At 43.0% G+C, this 20,043-nt stretch carries 14 protein-coding genes; 13 read left to right on the plus strand and 1 reads right to left on the minus strand.

From position 1 onward, the window contains the following. Positions 1–53 precede the first annotated feature (53 nt). Positions 54–1,205, plus strand: a complete 1,152-nt coding sequence (locus LPH68_RS03960) for an ATP/GTP-binding protein (RefSeq protein ID WP_225449765.1) — start codon at positions 54–56, stop codon at positions 1,203–1,205. Positions 1,206–1,211: 6 nt separating this feature from the next. Further along, a complete protein-coding gene (locus LPH68_RS03965) occupies positions 1,212–1,892 on the plus strand; it encodes an RloB family protein (RefSeq protein ID WP_004314125.1) in 681 nt (226 codons plus the stop codon). A gap of 115 nt (positions 1,893–2,007) precedes the next feature. Here LPH68_RS03965 and LPH68_RS03970 read toward each other — a convergent pair whose 3' ends face one another. Further along, positions 2,008–3,990, minus strand: coding sequence for an alpha-L-arabinofuranosidase C-terminal domain-containing protein (locus LPH68_RS03970; protein WP_151923054.1), 1,983 nt, complete (start codon positions 3,988–3,990; stop codon positions 2,008–2,010). 375 nt (positions 3,991–4,365) lie between these two features. Between LPH68_RS03970 and LPH68_RS03975 the strand changes: the two genes are divergently transcribed. From LPH68_RS03975 to LPH68_RS04025, 11 genes are all read left to right on the plus strand, one after another. Next, positions 4,366–5,505: an aldose epimerase family protein gene (locus LPH68_RS03975; protein ID WP_004297460.1), complete on the plus strand. Its 1,140-nt coding sequence runs from the start codon at positions 4,366–4,368 to the stop codon at positions 5,503–5,505. 25 nt (positions 5,506–5,530) lie between these two features. Beyond that, positions 5,531–7,225, plus strand: coding sequence for a sodium:solute symporter (locus LPH68_RS03980; protein WP_004297459.1), 1,695 nt, complete (start codon positions 5,531–5,533; stop codon positions 7,223–7,225). Between the two features lie 136 nt (positions 7,226–7,361). Further along, positions 7,362–8,078 (plus strand): NUDIX domain-containing protein, encoded by a 717-nt coding sequence (locus tag LPH68_RS03985; RefSeq protein WP_049703387.1) that lies wholly within the window; start codon positions 7,362–7,364, stop codon positions 8,076–8,078. Positions 8,079–8,083: 5 nt separating this feature from the next. Beyond that, positions 8,084–8,770 (plus strand): L-ribulose-5-phosphate 4-epimerase, encoded by a 687-nt coding sequence (locus LPH68_RS03990; RefSeq protein WP_008648247.1) that lies wholly within the window; start codon positions 8,084–8,086, stop codon positions 8,768–8,770. A 45-nt stretch (positions 8,771–8,815) separates the two neighbouring features. Beyond that, positions 8,816–10,342: an L-arabinose isomerase gene (gene araA, locus LPH68_RS03995; RefSeq protein WP_009041110.1), complete on the plus strand. Its 1,527-nt coding sequence runs from the start codon at positions 8,816–8,818 to the stop codon at positions 10,340–10,342. Positions 10,343–10,444: 102 nt separating this feature from the next. Next, the gene (locus tag LPH68_RS04000) at positions 10,445–12,040 is read left to right on the plus strand and encodes a xylulokinase (RefSeq protein ID WP_230296866.1); all 1,596 of its coding nucleotides are present in this window, start codon (positions 10,445–10,447) and stop codon (positions 12,038–12,040) included. A 141-nt stretch (positions 12,041–12,181) separates the two neighbouring features. Further along, positions 12,182–14,584, plus strand: coding sequence for a glycoside hydrolase family 127 protein (locus LPH68_RS04005; protein WP_151923055.1), 2,403 nt, complete (start codon positions 12,182–12,184; stop codon positions 14,582–14,584). Between the two features lie 131 nt (positions 14,585–14,715). Next, positions 14,716–16,260 carry an alpha-N-arabinofuranosidase gene (locus LPH68_RS04010; RefSeq protein ID WP_151923056.1) on the plus strand — a complete coding sequence of 515 codons (1,545 nt, stop codon included), beginning with the start codon at positions 14,716–14,718 and terminating at the stop codon, positions 16,258–16,260. Positions 16,261–16,402: 142 nt separating this feature from the next. Continuing rightward, positions 16,403–18,412, plus strand: coding sequence for a transketolase (locus tag LPH68_RS04015; RefSeq protein WP_151923057.1), 2,010 nt, complete (start codon positions 16,403–16,405; stop codon positions 18,410–18,412). Beyond that, on the plus strand, positions 18,412–18,846 hold the full coding sequence (rpiB, locus tag LPH68_RS04020; RefSeq protein WP_004297448.1) for a ribose 5-phosphate isomerase B: 435 nt from the start codon (positions 18,412–18,414) through the stop codon (positions 18,844–18,846). Before LPH68_RS04015 ends, rpiB begins: the two co-directional genes overlap by 1 nt. A 150-nt stretch (positions 18,847–18,996) precedes the next feature. Continuing rightward, positions 18,997–20,013, plus strand: coding sequence for a uroporphyrinogen decarboxylase family protein (locus tag LPH68_RS04025; protein ID WP_151923058.1), 1,017 nt, complete (start codon positions 18,997–18,999; stop codon positions 20,011–20,013). Positions 20,014–20,043 lie beyond the last annotated feature (30 nt).

Here is a 20,043-nt window from a genome sequence, read left to right on the forward strand (position 1 = left end):
TCAATTTTACAGTAGGCAACTATCGTTCGTTCAAAGACAAAAAGGTTTTGAGCATGGAAGCTACCGCTATTAAAGAATTGAATGAATCTGTTATAGAAAAAGAAGGATATAGACTACTTCCATCAGCTGTTATTTATGGAGCTAACTCAAGTGGAAAAAGTAACTTTTTAAAAGCGATTGGCAAATTTGGAGAGATAGTCAACTATTCTTCTAAAATGAGTTCTACAGATAAATTAAATATTACTCCTTTCTTATTAAACCAAAAATCAACTCAAGAACCATCATTTTTTGAAATAGAAATACTGATAGATAACCAAACATATACGTATGGCTTTACCGCAGACAATCTGAAGGTTTATGAAGAGTGGTTATATATAAAAGAGGGAAAAGCAAAAAAGGAAAAATGCTTATTTGTTCGTACAGAAGAAGGAATCGGAATAGCTGACGAGTATAATGAAGGCAAAGGTTTGGAAGAAAAGGTACGTGACAATGGACTATTTTTATCTACAATTGATTCTTTTAACGGTGAAATTGCCAAAAAAATTATTCATAAAATTGACTGTATCTGGGTAATATCAGGTATCGACCATGAATCTTGGTCTGTATTTACAAATGATATGTGTAATAATAAAAATCCAGAACTTAGCTTTCAACAAGAGATTCAAGATTTCTTGAAATCTATGAATGTAGGGTTTAACAGATTTGAACTTCCCGAAGATGAAAAGTTGGCAAAAGAAGTAAAAGCATACACCATACATAATTTGTATAATGAACAGGAAGAAGTCATTGGAGAAACCCGCTTTTCCATGAAAGAGCATGAGTCATCGGGTACTAACAAACTATTCGATTTGGCCGCCTTAGTTATTGGTCAATTGGCGTTGGGAGGTCTACTAGTTATAGACGAACTCGATTCCAAGCTCCATCCATTACTGACTCAACATATTATTAAACTTTTCAACAATCCAAAAACAAATCCCAAGGGAGCTCAACTAATATTTGCTACCCACGACACCAATTTACTGAATGTAAAAACATTCCGTAGGGATCAGATTTGGTTTACGGAAAAAGATCATTCGGAAGCTACCGACCTCTATTCATTAGCAGAATTCAGAGAACCGGAAGGAAACAAGATTCGGAAAGACCGTAGTTTTGAAAAAGATTATATCAACGGACGTTACGGCGCAATTCCATATATTAAAGATTAATACACAATGAGTAGACTGCTGCCGAAACATCGGTTTGAGGAAATAAAAAGAGAACAAAGACAGGCAAAACTGGATAAAAGAAGAAAAGTAGCAGTACGCAATGTATCTGTTAGTTTCCTTATCGTATGTGAAGGTGAAAGAACTGAACCTAACTATTTCAAGGCTTTAATAAAAGACCGTTATTCGGATATCCGTGAGGTTACAATTGAAGGTAAGGGACAAGGTACAGTCAGTCTTATCAAAGAAACCATAGCTATTCGTGATAAATCAAATAAAGAGTTTGACAGGGTATGGGCTGTTTTTGATAAGGATGACTTTAATGATTTCAATGACGCCATACAGCTTGCAAAAAAGAATCATATTCTTTGCGCATGGTCTAATGAGTCATTCGAACTTTGGTATTATCTACATTTTCAATATTTGGATACCGGCATATCCCGTTCTCAATACATTGAGAAAATAGAAAGGGAAATACAAAATAGAACAAATGATTCAAACTACCGATATAAAAAGAAATCACCGGAAACTTTCGACATATTACAACGTATAGGAGATGAATCATTAGCTATCAAACACGCTCAACGCTTAAGAGAATCATTTTCGGGAACAGATTATGCGGCTCACAAGCCTTGTACTACTGTATATGAGCTAGTAGAAGAACTAACTCATCCTGAAAAGTTATTATGATCATAACATAACTATACATCAAGAAGGGCGGCTTCCGTGATGGGAGCCGCCCTTACTTTTTACAATTAACAAAAATCTAGAACCTATTGGTCTAATAACATCTAATTAGTTCTACTTATTTCTTCGTGAACTTATATACCGCGAACGTAGTGGGTTCCAGTTCGGTAGTAAACACGTTGCCTTCAATAGATACCGGAGTTTCCTGCGGAACGATGGCAAAAGGTTGCTCAAGTGTATTATCCTTATCCAAATCAATCGAACGAAGTTTGATACAACGGCCATCAGACAGTACATCTTGTTTTTTCAATCCTTCAAAATTCAAGGAAATTGGCTGTATTGTGGCGGAAGTATTGGCAACCTTTACAATCAGTTCATTCTTATCCTTATCGTAAACAGCACTGGCAAAGAGTCCGTTCTGCCCTTCGGCTCCCGTTACATTTTTCTTATTCATGGTAAGGGGAAGCACATTTGTTCCTTTATTCTGCGCATACAGTTGTTGTACATAATAGCTAGTGGTACGCACAGAGTTCAGGTTATCGAACCAAATCATATCAGGACGCCATTGCCATCCTTCCACATGAGCGAAAAGCGGAGCATAGGTAGCCATGTGAACGATGTCAGCATTACGTTCCAATCCGGTCATAAAAGCAGCCTCTAGCAAAGCAGCATGGTAATGATTCCATTTCTTTCCTTTTCCATGGCAGGCATATTCACCGGCAAATACTTTCGGACCTTTACGGTCGTAGTTGTCATAGCGGGCGCCTTGAGCCAGAAACCAGCTTTCAGGACGATAGAAATGTTCGTCCACCAAATCAACTTTCAGACGTTTCATTTCAGGCCACAGATAATCAAAATCTTTTCCTTCGGAATTCGGACCGGAGCTACCTACTATTTTGATTTCCGGGTGAGCTTTACGAATGGCTTTGATAAACGGTTCGAGACGTTCGGGATATTCTTTCCCCCATTGTTCGTTACCGATACCGATAAACTTCAGGTTAAACGGAGCAGGATGTCCCATATCGGCACGTACTTTTCCCCACGTAGTATTCACGTCTCCATTAGCAAACTCAATCAGGTCGAGTGCATCCTGAATATAGTTATCCAAATCACAAACTGCTACGTGAGCTTTCGGATCATTATTCTGATATTGGCAGGAAAGTCCGCAATTCAGAATCGGCAGAGGTGCCGCACCCATTTCTTCAGACAGCAGGAAATATTCGTAGAATCCCAATCCATAGCTTTGATAATAATCAGGGAAGAATCGGTGAGTAAAAGTATACTGCCAACGATTTTCATTTAAGGGACGGTTTTCTACCGGGCCAACTGATTTTTTCCAGTCGTAACGAGTTTCCAAGTCGGTACCTTCTACGATGCAACCACCGGGAAAGCGGAAGACTCCGGGATGAATATCCGCCAATGCTTGTGCTAAATCTTTACGAAGCCCATTTTCATGTCCTTTCCAGGTATCAACCGGAAAAAGGGAGACGTGCTCCAAATCTACTGTTCCTTTGGAGGTAAGGAAAATACGGAGTACGGATTTCGGATGAGTACTGCCGGGCTTCAAGATCATCTGGTATTTTTTCCAGTCCTTAGAATCAATCGTAAGATTCCCTGCAACAAGTGCCTGACGTTCGCCCATTGATTGGGTATCTACAAGTTCGATTCTCAATGTTTCTTTCGTACTTCCTTGCGGCAAACGCGCCCAAACAGAGAAACGATACTCCTCTCCCTTCTTGACACCGATGCCGAAGAAACCTTCGTTATCCAATCCGGTATGCTTATGTGCGTGTCCGGGGTCGGAAAGGCGCACATAATGCGGATTACGCTCAAAAGGACCATCGTTCATTAATGACACTTTTCCATACGTTTTCCATCCCATCAGGTGTTGTGGAAACTCAAAGGAACGATTCTTCACCAGTTCGGCATAAAGTCCGCCGTCGGCAGCGTAGTTGATGTCCTCAAAAAAGAGTCCATACATAGTAGGTTGGATTTCTGCACCCAGCTTCTTCGTCTGTATCACCAACTCATTGGTTTGAGCATGAAGGGCAAGGTTAGTAGACAAGGCTAATACTGCCAATAAATTTGCGTATCTTCTCATGGTTCTCAATAAAAAATTATATATAGTTAAAATGCAAAGATAATCAGATTCTCTATTTTCTCCGTACCCAAATTTATCATTAATAGGTGTTTATCGGTCAAAAAGGATCAAATTCCATTCATTTGCACAATTTTCCATCCGCATCTGATATTTATAATACGAAACCAGATTAAAAAGCACCTATTTGCACGCTCTATTATATGAAAAACAAACGGATGGAAAGCGTACATTTATATATAATAAGGTGTATGGAAAATCATAAAATACACCATTTATGCTGCACAACATATAAGAGTGTATTTGATACACCAAACGAAAGTGTTACTTTTACACCCAAAATAAGATAAGCATCTCATTTACATTAAAAATAAAACCATGAAAAAACATTTTCTACTTGCAGGATTTGCCGCGCTGATGCTGGCTGCGTGCAATAACAAGCCGGCTTCCGAGCTGACCTTGTCCGGTCTCGACCCGGTAAAATTTCAAACAGAAGTGAACAATGCCCAAACAGCTCTTTATACCTTAAAGAACAAGGCAGGTATGGAAGTATGCATCACTAACTTCGGAGGACGTATCGTGTCTGTCATGGTACCCGATAAGAACGGTAAGATGCAGGATGTAGTTTTAGGTTTTGACAGCATTGCTGACTATATTAATGTACCCAGCGACTTTGGTGCTTCTATCGGACGCTATGCAAACCGTATCAACCAGGGACGTTTCGCATTGGACGGTGATACCATCCAACTGCCGCAAAACAATTTCGGCCACTGCCTGCATGGAGGTCCGAAAGGTTGGCAATACAAAGTTTATGAAGCTAATCTGATTGATCCGACAACGTTGGAACTGACACTTGTCTCACCGGACGGAGACGAAAACTTCCCGGGGAATGTAACAGCTAAAGTGACCTATAAACTAACTGAAGACAACGCTATCGACATCAAATATAGCGCAACTACCGATAAAAAGACGATCATCAATATGACCAACCATTCTTACTTCAACCTGGCTGGTGATCCGTCAAAAGCTTCAACTGACAACATACTGTATGTGAACGCAGACTATTATACTCCGGTAGACAGTACTTTTATGACTACAGGCGAAATCGCTCCGGTAAAAGACACTCCGATGGACTTCACCACTCCGAAAGCGGTAGGTAAAGAGATCAACAATTATGATTTCGTTCAACTGAAGAACGGAAAAGGGTATGACCACAACTGGGTGCTCAACACTAAGGGAGATCTTTCTCAAGTAGCAGCCAAACTAACTTCACCTGAAAGCGGCATCACTCTGGAAGTATATACCAACGAACCGGGTGTACAGGTTTACACAGGAAACTTCCTTGATGGAACCGTAACCGGAAAGAAAGGTATCGTTTACAACCAACGTGCTTCTGTCTGCCTGGAAACACAACACTATCCAGATAGCCCCAACAAGGCAGACTGGCCTTCTGTTGTACTGGAACCGGGACAAACTTATAATAGCGAATGTATTTTCAAATTCTCTGTAGAGAAATAATATTAACTTATAAATCATATTTATTGTGGAAGCATTAGATTGGCTAGTAATCGGAGTCTTTTTTCTGGCTCTGATCGGTATTATTGTTTGGGTAGTCAGACAAAAACAAAATGACTCGGCGGATTATTTTTTGGGTGGACGCGACGCAACATGGCTTGCAATCGGTGCCTCTATCTTTGCATCAAACATTGGTTCGGAACATTTGATCGGACTGGCAGGAGCCGGAGCATCCAGTGGTATGGCTATGGCACACTGGGAAATCCAGGGATGGATGATCTTGATTTTGGGATGGGTATTCGTTCCTTTCTATACACGAAGCATGGTATATACAATGCCGGAATTCCTGGAGCGTCGTTATAATCCTCAATCACGTACTATTTTATCTGTAATTTCTCTTGTAAGTTATGTATTGACCAAAGTAGCCGTAACTGTTTATGCCGGTGGCCTCGTATTCCAACAAGTATTCGGCATCAAAGAGCTTTGGGGAATTGATTTCTTCTGGATTGCAGCTATCGGTCTGGTAGTGTTAACTGCGCTTTATACTATCTTCGGTGGTATGAAATCAGTTCTTTACACTTCTGTTCTTCAAACCCCTATCCTACTGCTAGGATCATTAATAATTCTAGTGCTCGGTTTCAAAGAATTAGGTGGATGGGACGAAATGATGAGAGTCTGCGGCGCTGTTACTGTAAATGATTACGGTGATACAATGACTAACCTGATTCGTAGCAACGATGATGCAAACTTCCCTTGGTTGGGTGCTTTGATCGGTTCGGCTATTATCGGTTTCTGGTACTGGTGTACCGACCAGTTCATCGTACAACGTGTACTTTCAGGTAAAAATGAAATGGAAGCTCGTCGTGGTACTATTTTCGGTGCTTATCTGAAACTGCTACCCGTATTCCTTTTCTTGATTCCTGGTATGATTGCATTTGCATTACATCAAAAATATATCGGTGCCGGTGGTGAAGGTTTCTTACCGATGCTGGCTAACGGAACAGCAAATGCTGATGCCGCCTTCCCGACATTAGTAGCCAAATTACTTCCTGCGGGCGTGAAAGGTTTGGTAGTATGTGGTATTCTTGCCGCTTTGATGAGTTCCCTTGCATCTCTGTTTAACTCATCAGCCATGTTGTTTACTATCGACTTTTACAAACGTTTCAAACCGGAAACTCCGGAAAAGAAGCTGGTGGGTATCGGTCAGATTGCAACAATTGTAATCGTTGTTTTAGGTATTCTTTGGATTCCTATCATGCGTAGTGTAGGTGATGTACTTTATACTTACTTGCAGGATGTTCAGTCTGTATTGGCACCAGGTATCGCTGCCGCTTTCTTACTGGGGATCTGCTGGAAACGTACTTCCGCCCAGGGTGGTATGTGGGGATTGATCTCCGGCATGGTAATCGGGTTGACCCGCCTCGGCGCAAAAGTATATTATAGCAACGCAGGTGAAGTAGCTGATTCTACATTCAAATATTTGTTCTATGACATGAACTGGTTATTCTTCTGTGGATGGATGTTCCTGTTCTGTATTATTGTAGTAATCGTAGTCAGTCTGGCAACAGAAGCTCCAACTGCAGAAAAGATTCAGGGACTAGTATTCGGTACGGCTACTAAGGAACAAAAAGCCGCTACACGTGCAAGCTGGAATCACTGGGATATTATTCATACGGTAATTATTCTGGCCATTACTGCTGCTTTCTACTGGTATTTCTGGTAAAAATAAGCTTCTCTTTCAACCCTCCTCTTAGGGAAGGGTTGAAAGAGAAGCCTGAAAATAGTCTTATCTACGGAAAGACTGTTTTATTATAACTAAAATCACAATCTAAATGGATAAAGATAATTCACAAGAGCCAATGATAACCTCTAATTCCCCCTCTTTGGAAAAGGGGCGGGAAAAGGTTTATTATAGCTCGAATCCGGCCTTCTATGTCGGCATAGACTGTATCATTTTCGGTTTCTACGAAGGGGAAATCAGCCTGTTATTGTTAAAGAGAAACTTCGAGCCGGCAATGGGTGAATGGTCACTGATGGGAGGATTTGTACAAAACAATGAAAGTGTGGATGATGCCGCTAAACGTGTATTGCATGAGCTTACCGGACTGGAAAACGTTTACATGGAACAGGTGGGAGCTTTTGGAGCTATCGATCGCGATCCGGGTGAACGGGTTATCTCCGTGGCTTATTATGCATTGATTAACATCAATGAGTATGACCGGAAACAGGTTCAGAAACACAATGCTTACTGGGTGAATATAAATGAACTTCCCCCGCTTATCTTCGACCATCCTGAAATGGTAGAAAAAGCACGGGAACTGATGAAACAGAAAGCATCTGTAGAGCCCATCGGTTTCAATCTATTGCCGAAGCTATTTACATTATCCCAATTACAAAGTTTATATGAAGCCATTTACGGTGAAACAATGGATAAACGGAATTTCCGTAAAAGAGTGGCTGAAATGGATTATATAGAAAAGACTGATAAAATTGACAAACTGGGTTCGAAACGTGGTGCTGCCTTATATAAGTTCAATAGCAAGGCTTACCGCAAGGACCCGAAATTTAAATTATAATCATTATGCTGGAAGAACTAAAAGAAAAAGTATTTCATGCCAATCTCGAATTGGTAAAGCATGGATTAGTCATCTTTACTTGGGGAAATGTTTCTGCCATCGACCGTGAAAGCGGATTGGTAGTAATCAAACCCAGTGGTGTAAGTTATGATGATATGAAAGCCGAAGATATGGTAGTAGTGGATCTGGATGGCAAGGTCGTTGAAGGACGGCTGAAGCCATCCTCGGATACTCCTACTCACGTAGTACTTTACAAAGCATTTCCGGAGATCGGAGGAGTGGTACATACGCACTCTACCTATGCTACAGCCTGGGCACAAGCCGGATGTGACATTCCGAATATCGGAACCACTCATGCAGATTATTTCCATGATGCCATTCCCTGCACAGCGGATATGACAGAAGCGGAAGTGAAAGGTGCTTACGAGCTGGAAACCGGTAATGTGATAGTGAAACGTTTTGAAGGCTTGAACCCTGTACATACACCGGGAGTATTGGTGAAAAATCATGGTCCTTTCTCTTGGGGAAAAGACGCGTATGATGCCGTACACAATGCTGTGGTTATGGAACAGGTAGCTAAAATGGCAAGTATCGCTTATGCGGTGAATCCCAATTTAACAATGAATCCGCTGCTGATAGAAAAACATTTCAGCCGCAAGCATGGTCCGAATGCTTATTACGGACAGAAATAATTAAAGATTAAAAATTAGAACAATAACAATTAAAGCAATAACATTATGAACGCATTTAATCAATATGAAGTATGGTTCGTAACAGGAGCACAGCTTTTGTACGGAGGTGACGCAGTAATCGCAGTAGATGCACACTCTAATGAAATGGTTAACGGATTGAACGAATCCGGTAAACTTCCTGTAAAGGTGGTATACAAAGGAACAGCTAATTCTTCTAAAGAAGTGGAAGCTGTTTTCAAAGCAGCCAATAATGACGAAAAGTGTGTCGGTGTTATCACTTGGATGCATACGTTCTCTCCTGCTAAAATGTGGATTCACGGCTTGCAACAGTTGAAGAAGCCTTTGTTGCACCTGCATACTCAATTCAACAAGGAAATTCCTTGGGATACAATGGACATGGATTTCATGAACCTGAACCAGTCTGCTCACGGTGACCGCGAATTCGGACATATCTGCACCCGTATGCGTATCCGTCGTAAAGTAGTGGTAGGTTACTGGAAAGAGGAAGAGACTTTGCATAAGATTGCCGTTTGGATGCGTGTTTGTGCCGGTTGGGCAGATTCACAGGATATGCTGATTATCCGTTTCGGCGATCAGATGAACAACGTAGCTGTAACCGATGGTGATAAAGTGGAAGCTGAACAACGTATGGGTTACCACGTAGATTACTGTCCGGTAAGCGAATTGATGGAATATCACAAGGATATCAAAAATGAAGAGGTAGATGCATTGGTAGCTACTTACTTCAAGGAATACGATCACGATGCTTCTCTGGAAGATAAATCAACTGAAGCTTACCAGAAAGTATGGAATGCTGCCAAGGCTGAACTGGCTATACGTGCTATCCTGAAAGCAAAAGGTGCCAAAGGATTTACTACCAACTTCGACGATTTGGGCGACATTGAATACAATGGTTTCGATCAAATCCCGGGTCTTGCTTCACAACGTCTGATGGCGGAAGGTTATGGATTCGGTGCTGAAGGTGACTGGAAATCGGCTGCTCTGTACCGCACTGTATGGGTAATGAATCAGGGTCTTCCTAAAGGCTGTTCATTCCTGGAAGATTACACACTGAACTTCGATGGTGCAAACAGCTCTATCCTTCAGTCACACATGTTGGAAATCTGTCCGCTTATCGCAGCCAACAAACCTCGCCTGGAAGTACACTTCCTCGGTATAGGTATCCGCAAGAGTCAGACTGCACGTCTGGTCTTCACTTCAAAAGTAGGTACAGGCTGTACTGCTACTGTTGTAGATATGGGTAACCGTTTCCGTCTGATCGTGAACGACGTAGAATGTATCGAGCCGAAACCGCTGCCTAAGTTGCCGGTTGCTTCTGCTCTCTGGATTCCGATGCCAAACCTTGAAGTAGGTGCAGGTGCATGGATTCTGGCTGGTGGAACTCACCACTCTTGCTTCTCTTACGACCTGACAGCAGAATATTGGGAAGATTATGCTGAAATCGCAGGTATCGAAATGGTGCATATTAACAAGGATACTACGATCAGCTGCTTCAAGAAAGAACTGCGCATGAACGAAGTTTATTACATGTTGAATAAAGCACTTTGCTAAAAACAATTATTCAAGTTTCGCATGGCTTAATTATTTCGTTAAGTTTTTGCGAAACTTGATTTTTTTATAATGATCGTTATACCTTAAAATATTGATTTCAACATGAAATTAGATGCAAAATCAACCATCGAGGCAGGTAAAGCAATTCTTGGTATAGAACTCGGTTCTACACGAATAAAAGCTGTCTTGATCGACCAGGAAAACAAGCCTATTGCTCAAGGTAGCCACACTTGGGAAAACCAGTTAGTTGACGGACTTTGGACGTATAGCATTGAAGCCATCTGGTCAGGGCTGCAAGATTGTTATGCTGATCTTCGTACTAACGTAAAGAATGCATACGGCATAGAGATCGAGACTCTGGCTGCCATCGGTGTCAGCGCTATGATGCATGGTTATATGCCATTCAACAAAAAAGAAGAAATCCTCGTGCCTTTCCGCACTTGGAGAAACACTAATACAGGTCGCGCAGCGGCTGCTTTATCCGAACTATTTGTCTATAATATCCCTCTGCGTTGGAGCATTTCCCACTTGTATCAGGCTATTTTAGACAATGAATCACACGTTAATGAAATCGACTTCCTGACCACTCTAGCAGGTTATGTGCATTGGCAGATCACAGGCGAAAAGGTGCTGGGAATAGGTGATGCATCAGGTATGCTTCCTATTGATCCGACTACCCATAACTATTCGGCTGAAATGGTGGCTAAGTTCAACAAACTGATTGCTCCGAAAGAATATAACTGGAAACTGGAAGATATTCTGCCTAAAGTATTGTCAGCTGGTGAAAATGCCGGTGTCCTCACTCCGGAAGGAAGTAAAAAACTCGATGCATCGGGTCATTTGAAGGCAGGAATACCGGTTTGTCCGCCGGAAGGAGACGCAGGTACCGGAATGGTTGCGACTAACGCAGTCAAACAACGTACCGGAAATGTATCCGCAGGTACCTCTTCATTCTCAATGATTGTATTGGAGAAAGAACTGTCGAAGCCATACGAAATGATTGACATGGTGACAACTCCTGACGGAAGTCTGGTAGCCATGGTGCATTGCAACAACTGCACTTCTGATCTCAACGCATGGGTTAACTTGTTCAAGGAATACCAGGAGCTTCTGGGCATACCTGTAGATATAGATGAAATCTATAGTAAACTCTACAATATTGCGCTCACTGGTGATACTGATTGTGGAGGTTTGCTTTCATACAATTATATTTCAGGCGAGCCTGTAACAGGACTTGCTGACGGAAGACCTTTGTTTGTACGTTCGGCAAATGACAAGTTCAACCTGGCAAACTTTATGCGGACTCACTTGTATGCTTCGGTAGGAGTACTCAAGATTGGTAACGACATCCTGTTCAACGAAGAAAAAATCAAAGTGGACAGAATTACTGGTCACGGAGGATTATTCAGAACAAAGGGAGTAGGCCAAAGAATACTTGCTGCAGCCATCAACTCGCCTATTTCCGTGATGGAAACAGCCGGTGAAGGTGGTGCCTGGGGTATTGCCCTGTTAGGTTCTTACCTCGTGAACAATGAAAAGAAACAATCTCTTGCCGATTTTCTGGATGAAAGCGTATTTGTCGGTGACGCGGGTATCGAGGTATCACCTACGCCCGAAGATGTAGCCGGCTTCAATGCATACATCGAAAATTACAAGGCAGGATTGCCTATCGAAGAGGCAGCAGTCAAATTTAAATAATTGACAGTCGGCAATCCATTGTTGTTCATCAGAGATTGCCGATAAATCGCTGTTTATCAAGAGCCAATTCTAACTAAGTATTAACATTAATTATCTCCACCCCTCTCCTCTTTTGGAGAGGGAGATGGGGAGACTATTATCATGAAAACCACCTCGTTCATACTTGCACTTGTGCTGTCCATCTCACTGGGCAAAGCTCAAAACGCCCCACAAGTGTCTTACTTCCCTTTACAGAATGTGAAACTATTGGATAGTCCGTTTCTGCAAGCTCAACAGACTGATTTACATTACATACTTGCATTAGACCCCGACCGTCTGCTCGCTCCTTTTCTCCGCGAAGCAGGGTTACAGCCTAAAGCCCCCAGCTACACCAATTGGGAAAATACCGGATTGGACGGACATATCGGCGGACATTATTTATCCGCACTTTCCATGATGTATGCCGCCACCGGAGATACCGCAGTCTATAATCGCCTCAACTACATGCTGAATGAGTTGAACCGGGCACAACAAACTGTCGGCACAGGATTCATCGGAGGAACTCCGGGAAGCCTTCAACTTTGGAAAGATATAAAAGCAGGAAAGATCCGTGCCGGAGGTTTCGACCTTAACGGCAAATGGGTGCCTCTATACAATATACATAAGACTTACGCCGGATTGCGGGATGCATATCTCTATGCAGGAAGCGACCTTGCACGCCAAATGCTTATCGCTTTTACAGATTGGATGATCGATATCACTTCCGGCTTGAGCGACGAACAAATGCAGGATATGCTTCGTAGCGAACATGGCGGATTAAACGAAACGTTCGCTGACGTAGCCGAAATCACAGGCGACAAGAAGTATCTGGAACTGGCACGCCGTTTCTCTCACAAGCTCATCTTAGACCCGCTTATCAAAGAAGAAGACAAATTGACGGGGATGCACGCCAACACACAGATTCCGAAAGTGATCGGCTACAAGCGAATAGCCGAACTTTCACAAGACGACAAGAATTGGAATCATGCTGCAGAATGGGATCATGCCGCCCGTTTTTTCTGGAACACGGTAGTCAATCACCGTTCTGTCTGCATCGGAGGAAATAGCGTCCGCGAACATTTCCATCCGTCGGATAACTTCACGTCCATGCTGAACGACGTTCAAGGACCGGAGACCTGTAATACTTACAACATGCTCCGTCTTACCAAAATGCTTTATCAGAATTCTCACAATCCGAATCAAACAAACGAACCTGATCCCAACTACGTAAACTATTACGAACGTGCGCTTTACAATCATATTCTAGCGTCACAAGAGCCGGATAAAGGTGGATTTGTCTACTTCACTCCTATGCGTCCGGGACACTATCGTGTGTACTCACAACCGGAAACATCCATGTGGTGCTGTGTAGGTTCAGGCTTGGAGAATCATACCAAATACGGTGAATTTATCTATGCGTATCGGAAAGACACTCTTTATGTCAATCTCTTCATTCCTTCACAACTGACCTGGAAAGAGCAAGGCATTACTTTGACACAGGAAACCTGTTTCCCTGATGACGGCAAGGTAACTTTGCGAATAGATGAAGCGCCTAAGAAAAAACGTACTTTAATGATACGTATTCCGGAATGGGCGAACCAATCCAAAGGATATAGCGTCAGCATCAATGGAAAAAGAAAAATGTTCATTATGGCAAAAGGTAACCAATATCTTCCTCTCTCCCGCAAATGGAAAAAAGGAGATGTCGTTACTTTCCACTTGCCTATGAAAGTCAGCGTGGAACAGATTCCCGACAAGAAAGATTATTATGCTTTCTTATATGGTCCGATCGTTCTTGCAGCTTCCACAGGCACAGAACATCTTGACGGTTTATATGCCGATGACAGCCGTGGCGGACATATCGCTCATGGCAAACAAATTCCTTTGCAAGAAGTCCCGATGCTGATAGGAAATCCAGATTCAATCTGCAAATCTCTTCAGAAAGAACAGAATAGCCGGATTACTTTCAGCTATAACGGAGAGGTTTATCCTGCACAAGGCAAAGCATTGGAACTCGTCCCGTTCTTCCGCCTGCATAATTCCCGTTATGCCGTTTATTTCCGACAGGCAAGCGAAGAGCAGTTTAAAGCGATTCAGGAAGAGATGGCAACGGCTGAACGAAAAGCAACGGAATTAGCTAATCAAACCATTGACCTGATCTTCCCTGGCGAACAGCAGCCGGAGTCTGATCATGGCATCCAGTATGAGCAGGCAGAAACAGGGACGAATAAAGACCGGCATTTCCGACGTGCTAAAGGTTGGTTCGGCTATCAGTTGAAAGTGAAAGAAGAAGCAAGCCGCCTCCTGATTACGGTACGGAAAGATGACCGCAATAAAGTGGCTATTCTTTTGAATAACGAAAAGTTGGCTATTCATCCAACTGTCAGTGAAGCGGATAAAGACGGTTTCATAACCCTTTCATACGTTTTGCCTCAAAAATTGAATACGGGTAGTTGTCCGATACGTTTTATCCCTGACAGGACGGAATGGACCTCTGCCGTTTATGAAGTTCGTTTACTAAAATAGAAGTCACCACAGATTACACGGATTAACACAGATTATTTATGGGTTATAACATGATAGTAGTCAGAATAAAATCAATCTGTGATAATCTGCGTAATCTGTGGTAAAAAATAATCATTAAACAAATACCATTTATGAAAGCAAAACTATTAGTCAGCACGGCTTTTCTGGCAGCATCTGTATCTCTTTCTGCACAAAAGAGTGCTACCATAACCGTACATGCCGATCAAGGCAAAGAAATCATACCGAAGGAAATTTACGGCCAGTTTGCCGAACACTTGGGTTCATGTATCTACGGCGGTCTTTGGGTAGGCGAAAACTCGGATATTCCTAATATCAAGGGATATCGCACAGACGTATTCAATGCACTGAAAGACTTGTCCGTTCCCGTTCTTCGCTGGCCGGGCGGATGCTTTGCCGATGAATACCACTGGATGGACGGCATTGGTCCGAAAGAGAACCGTCCGAAGATGGTGAATAACAACTGGGGCGGAACCATTGAAGATAATAGTTTCGGAACGCACGAGTTTTTGAATCTTTGCGAAATGCTGGGTTGCGAACCATACGTGAGTGGAAATGTAGGTAGCGGCACAGTGGAAGAGCTTGCCAAATGGGTGGAATATATGACTTCTGATGGAGACTCGCCTATGGCCAACCTTCGCCGTAAGAATGGTCGCGACAAAGCATGGAAACTGAAATATCTCGGTGTAGGAAATGAAAGCTGGGGGTGCGGTGGCAGCATGCGTCCGGAATATTACGCAGACTTATATCGTCGTTATTCTACTTATTGCCGTAATTATGACGGCAACCGTCTGTTCAAGATTGCCAGTGGCGCAAGTGACTATGATTACAAATGGACAGATGTATTGATGAATCGCGTAGGACACCGGATGGACGGTCTTTCTCTGCACTATTATACCGTAACCGGATGGAGTGGCAGCAAAGGATCAGCCACTCAATTCAACAAGGATGATTATTACTGGACGATGGGCAAATGTCTGGAAGTGGAAGATGTACTCAAGAAACATTGTACCATCATGGACAAATATGACAAGGACAAGAAAATCGCCCTCTTACTGGACGAATGGGGAACCTGGTGGGATGAAGAACCGGGAACCATCAAAGGACATCTGTATCAGCAGAACACACTTCGTGATGCTTTCGTGGCTTCTTTAAGTCTTGATGTATTCCACAAATATACAGACCGCCTGAAGATGGCAAATATCGCACAGATTGTCAATGTACTTCAATCGATGATTCTGACGAAAGACAAAGAAATGGTGTTGACGCCTACTTATTATGTCTTCAAGATGTATAAAGTACACCAGGATGCCACTTATCTTCCTATCGACCTGACTTGCGAAAAGATAAATGTACGTGATAACCGCACTGTACCGATGGTGAGCGCCACAGCTTCCAAAAACAAAGATGGGGTAATCCATATTTCTCTTTCCAATGTAGATGCTGATGAAGCGCAGGAAATCACCATCAATCTGGGTGATACGAAAGCCAAGAAAGCTATCGGAGAGATTCTGACCGCTTCCAAACTGACCGATTACAATTCTTTTGAAAAACCTAATATTGTAAAACCGGCACCTTTCAAAGAGGTAAAAATCAATAAAGGTACAATGAAGGTAAAACTTCCTGCTAAGTCCATTGTTACTTTAGAGTTACAGTAATTTTAGAGCAATTACTTATTGTATCACAAACAAGAAGACCGTAAAATTGTCGATAAAAAAGATAGCTCTTTTGGATTGTTAAATCCACATAAAGAGTTATCTTTGCGAACAATCTGACAGAAATCAATTAAATTTTAATGATATGAACGATAACAAACTTATGAATCGTGCAGCGGATAACATCCGTATTCTTGCTGCTTCAATGGTTGAGAAAGCCAATTCCGGTCACCCGGGTGGCGCCATGGGTGGTGCTGATTTTGTAAATGTACTCTTCTCTGAGTTTCTAGTATACGATCCTGAAAATCCCCGTTGGGAAGGACGTGACCGCTTCTTCCTCGACCCGGGCCACATGTCTCCGATGCTTTATTCTACGTTGGCATTGACAGGAAAATTCACGCTGGACGAGCTGAAAGAATTCCGTCAATGGGGAAGCCCTACTCCGGGACATCCTGAAGTGGACATCATGCGTGGCATCGAAAATACTTCCGGTCCGCTGGGACAGGGACACACTTTTGCAGTAGGTGCTGCTATCGCTGCCAAATTCTTGAAAGCCCGTTTCGACGAGGTGATGAATCAGACTATTTACGCTTACATCTCTGACGGTGGTATTCAAGAAGAAATCTCTCAAGGTTCCGGACGTATTGCCGGTGCACTGGGACTGGACAACCTGATTATGTTCTATGACTCCAACGATATTCAGCTTTCTACAGAAACGAAAGACGTAACCGTTGAAGACACTGCCATGAAATATGAAGCATGGGGATGGAACGTACTTAGTATCAACGGTAATGATCCTGACGAAATCCGTGCGGCAATCAAAGAAGCACAAGCTGAAAAAGAACGTCCGACACTGATTATCGGTAAAACCGTAATGGGTAAAGGTGCACGCAAGGCAGACGGCAGCAGCTATGAAGCTAACTGCGCTACACACGGTGCTCCTCTCGGTGGCGACGCTTATGTAAATACAATCAAGAATCTGGGTGGTGATCCTACCAACCCGTTCGTTATATTCCCGGAAGTAGCCGAACTGTATGCAAAAAGAGCAGAAGAACTGAAAAAGATCGTTGCTGAAAAGTATGCAAAGAAAGCTGCATGGGCGAAAGCAAACCCGGAACTGGCAGCAAAACTGGAACTCTTCTTCTCGGGCAAAGCTCCGAAAGTGGACTGGGCTGCTATCGAACAGAAAGCAGGTAGCGCTACTCGTGCTGCATCTGCAACCGTATTGGGCGCACTTGCTACACAGGTAGAAAACATGATCGTTGCTTCGGCCGACCTTTCTAACTCTGACAAGACTGACGGTTTCCTGAAAAAGACTCATTCTTTCAAGAAAGGTGATTTCAGCGGAGCATTCTTCCAAGCAGGTGTATCTGAATTGTCAATGGCTTGTATCTGTATCGGTATGTCTCTCCACGGTGGTGTGATCGCTGCTTGCGGTACCTTCTTCGTATTCTCCGACTACATGAAACCTGCCGTACGTATGGCTGCTTTGATGGAACAACCGGTGAAATTTATCTGGACACACGACGCATTCCGCGTAGGTGAAGACGGTCCTACTCACGAACCGGTAGAACAGGAAGCTCAAATCCGCCTGATGGAAAAACTGAAAAACCATAAGGGACACAACTCTATGTTGGTACTTCGTCCGGCTGATGCAGAAGAGACAACCATCGCTTGGAAACTTGCTATGGAAAATATGTCTACTCCGACAGGATTGATCTTCTCTCGTCAGAATATTGCCAATTTACCGGCAGGAACAGATTACGAACAGGCAGCCAAGGGTGCTTATATCGTAGCAGGTTCCGACGAAAATCCGGATGTTATCCTGGTGGCTTCAGGTTCTGAAGTAGCTACATTGGTAGCCGGCACAGAGTTACTTCGCAAAGATGGCGTGAAGGTACGCATTGTATCTGCTCCGTCTGAAGGTCTGTTCCGCAACCAACCGAAAGAATATCAGGAAGCTATCCTTCCGGCAGATGCGAAGATTTTCGGTATGACTGCCGGTCTGCCTGTCACTCTTCAAGGTCTGGTAGGTTGCCACGGTAAAGTTTGGGGATTGGAATCTTTCGGTTTCTCTGCTCCTTATAAAGTATTGGATGAGAAACTTGGATTTACTGCCGAGAACGTATATAATCAAGTAAAAGCAATGCTCTAATGAAAACAATCGGATTAGCATGCGACCATGCCGGTTTTGAACTGAAAGAATATGTTCGCGGCTGGCTGGAAGCAAAAGGCTGGGCTTACAAGGATTTCGGAACTAACTCTACCGCAAGCGTAGACTATCCGGATTATGCTCATCCGCTGGCTCTTGCAGTGGAATCGGGAGAATGTTATCCCGGTATCGCTATCTGCGGCAGTGGAAACGGAATCAATATGACGCTGAACAAGCACCAAGGGGTTCGTGCCGCTCTCTGCTGGAATGCAGAAATCGCACACCTGGCTCGTCAGCACAATGACGCTAATGTATTGGTTATGCCAGGACGCTTCATCAGCACTGAAGAAGCGGACATGATTTTGACAGAGTTCTTCTCTACCAAATTTGACGGCGGACGCCATCAGAACCGTATTGATAAGATTCCGGTAAAATAAAGCTCGAAGATAAATCAAATAGGTGTAAAGCTGTTCTTCTTTTTGAAGGACAGCTTTATTTTTATACCGGTATAAGATTTTATCATATACGAGATTACAAAAGAAGGGCAACTTCGTCTTTATTACAAGACGATATTAAAAACTGAAATTATGGGTAAACTGAATATGAAAGAATGGATCAGCCAAACGATCCAACGTAAGGAAACGATTGCAATTCCGATCATGACACATCCGGGTATCGAATTTATCGGGAAAACGGTGCATGATGCGGTAACAAACGGACAGGTTCATTATGAGGCTATCAAGGCTCTTTGTGACAAGTATCCGGCTGCGGCAGCAACCGTTATCATGGATCTGACGGTAGAAGCGGAAGCTTTCGGGGCAGAGATTCTCTTTCCGGAAAATGAGGTGCCCAGTGTGTCCGGCCGTTTACTGGCGGATGAAGCTGCTATTGAAAAGCTGGAAGTTCCGGCGTTGAATAAAGGAAGAATCCCGGAATATCTTAAAGCAAATATGCTGACAGCCAGAAATGTAACAGATCGTCCGGTTTTTGCCGGTTGCATCGGTCCTTATTCGCTGGCCGGACGTTTGTATGATATGTCGGAAATCATGATGCTGATTTATATTAATCCCGATGCAGCCAATACGTTATTAAGAAAATGCAGTGACTTCATCACCCGCTATTGCATGGCATTGAAAGCAACTGGTGTGAACGGTGTAGTCATGGCTGAACCTGCTGCAGGACTGTTATCCAACGAAGATTGCCTGCAATATTCTTCTTTATTTGTGAAAGAAATAATAGAGAAGGTACAGGATGATCACTTTGCCGTAGTGCTTCATAATTGCGGAAACACAGGGAATTGCACGCAAGCGATGGTTTATACCAGTGCAGCCGCTTATCATTTCGGGAATAAAATCAAAATGGAGGAAGCGTTGAAAGAGGTTCCGACCGATGCACTGGCAATGGGAAATCTGGACCCGGTGAGCCTTTTCAAAATGGCAGGTCCGGAGACTATGAAGGAAGCGACTTTGCAACTATTGGAGGCTACCCGTGCATATCCGAATTTCGTATTGTCAAGTGGTTGTGATATTCCGCCACATACGTCTTCTGTTAATATAGATGCATTTTATACTGCATTGGAAGAATTCAATAAGACACAAGTTTAATTCTGTGTCCGCAGGATTACAACAACCTAT

It is taken from the genome of Bacteroides sp. 1_1_30 (genome assembly GCF_020982715.1).
GTDB lineage: Bacteria > Bacteroidota > Bacteroidia > Bacteroidales > Bacteroidaceae > Bacteroides > Bacteroides xylanisolvens.

Bases quoted from the DNA above. Each gene is read 5' to 3' on its own strand.
- LPH68_RS04010 (WP_151923056.1), top strand. From the start codon at position 14,716: ATGAAAGCAAAACTATTAGTCAGCACGGCTTTTCTGGCAGCATCTGTA.
- LPH68_RS04000 (WP_230296866.1), top strand. From the start codon at position 10,445: ATGAAATTAGATGCAAAATCAACCATCGAGGCAGGTAAAGCAATTCTT.
- LPH68_RS03970 (WP_151923054.1), bottom strand. From the start codon at position 3,990: ATGAGAAGATACGCAAATTTATTGGCAGTATTAGCCTTGTCTACTAAC.
- LPH68_RS03985 (WP_049703387.1), top strand. From the start codon at position 7,362: ATGATAACCTCTAATTCCCCCTCTTTGGAAAAGGGGCGGGAAAAGGTT.
- LPH68_RS03990 (WP_008648247.1), top strand. From the start codon at position 8,084: ATGCTGGAAGAACTAAAAGAAAAAGTATTTCATGCCAATCTCGAATTG.
- LPH68_RS04005 (WP_151923055.1), top strand. From the start codon at position 12,182: ATGAAAACCACCTCGTTCATACTTGCACTTGTGCTGTCCATCTCACTG.
- rpiB (WP_004297448.1), top strand. From the start codon at position 18,412: ATGAAAACAATCGGATTAGCATGCGACCATGCCGGTTTTGAACTGAAA.
- LPH68_RS03965 (WP_004314125.1), top strand. From the start codon at position 1,212: ATGAGTAGACTGCTGCCGAAACATCGGTTTGAGGAAATAAAAAGAGAA.
- LPH68_RS03975 (WP_004297460.1), top strand. From the start codon at position 4,366: ATGAAAAAACATTTTCTACTTGCAGGATTTGCCGCGCTGATGCTGGCT.
- LPH68_RS04025 (WP_151923058.1), top strand. From the start codon at position 18,997: ATGGGTAAACTGAATATGAAAGAATGGATCAGCCAAACGATCCAACGT.
- LPH68_RS04015 (WP_151923057.1), top strand. From the start codon at position 16,403: ATGAACGATAACAAACTTATGAATCGTGCAGCGGATAACATCCGTATT.
- araA (WP_009041110.1), top strand. From the start codon at position 8,816: ATGAACGCATTTAATCAATATGAAGTATGGTTCGTAACAGGAGCACAG.
- LPH68_RS03960 (WP_225449765.1), top strand. From the start codon at position 54: ATGGAAGCTACCGCTATTAAAGAATTGAATGAATCTGTTATAGAAAAA.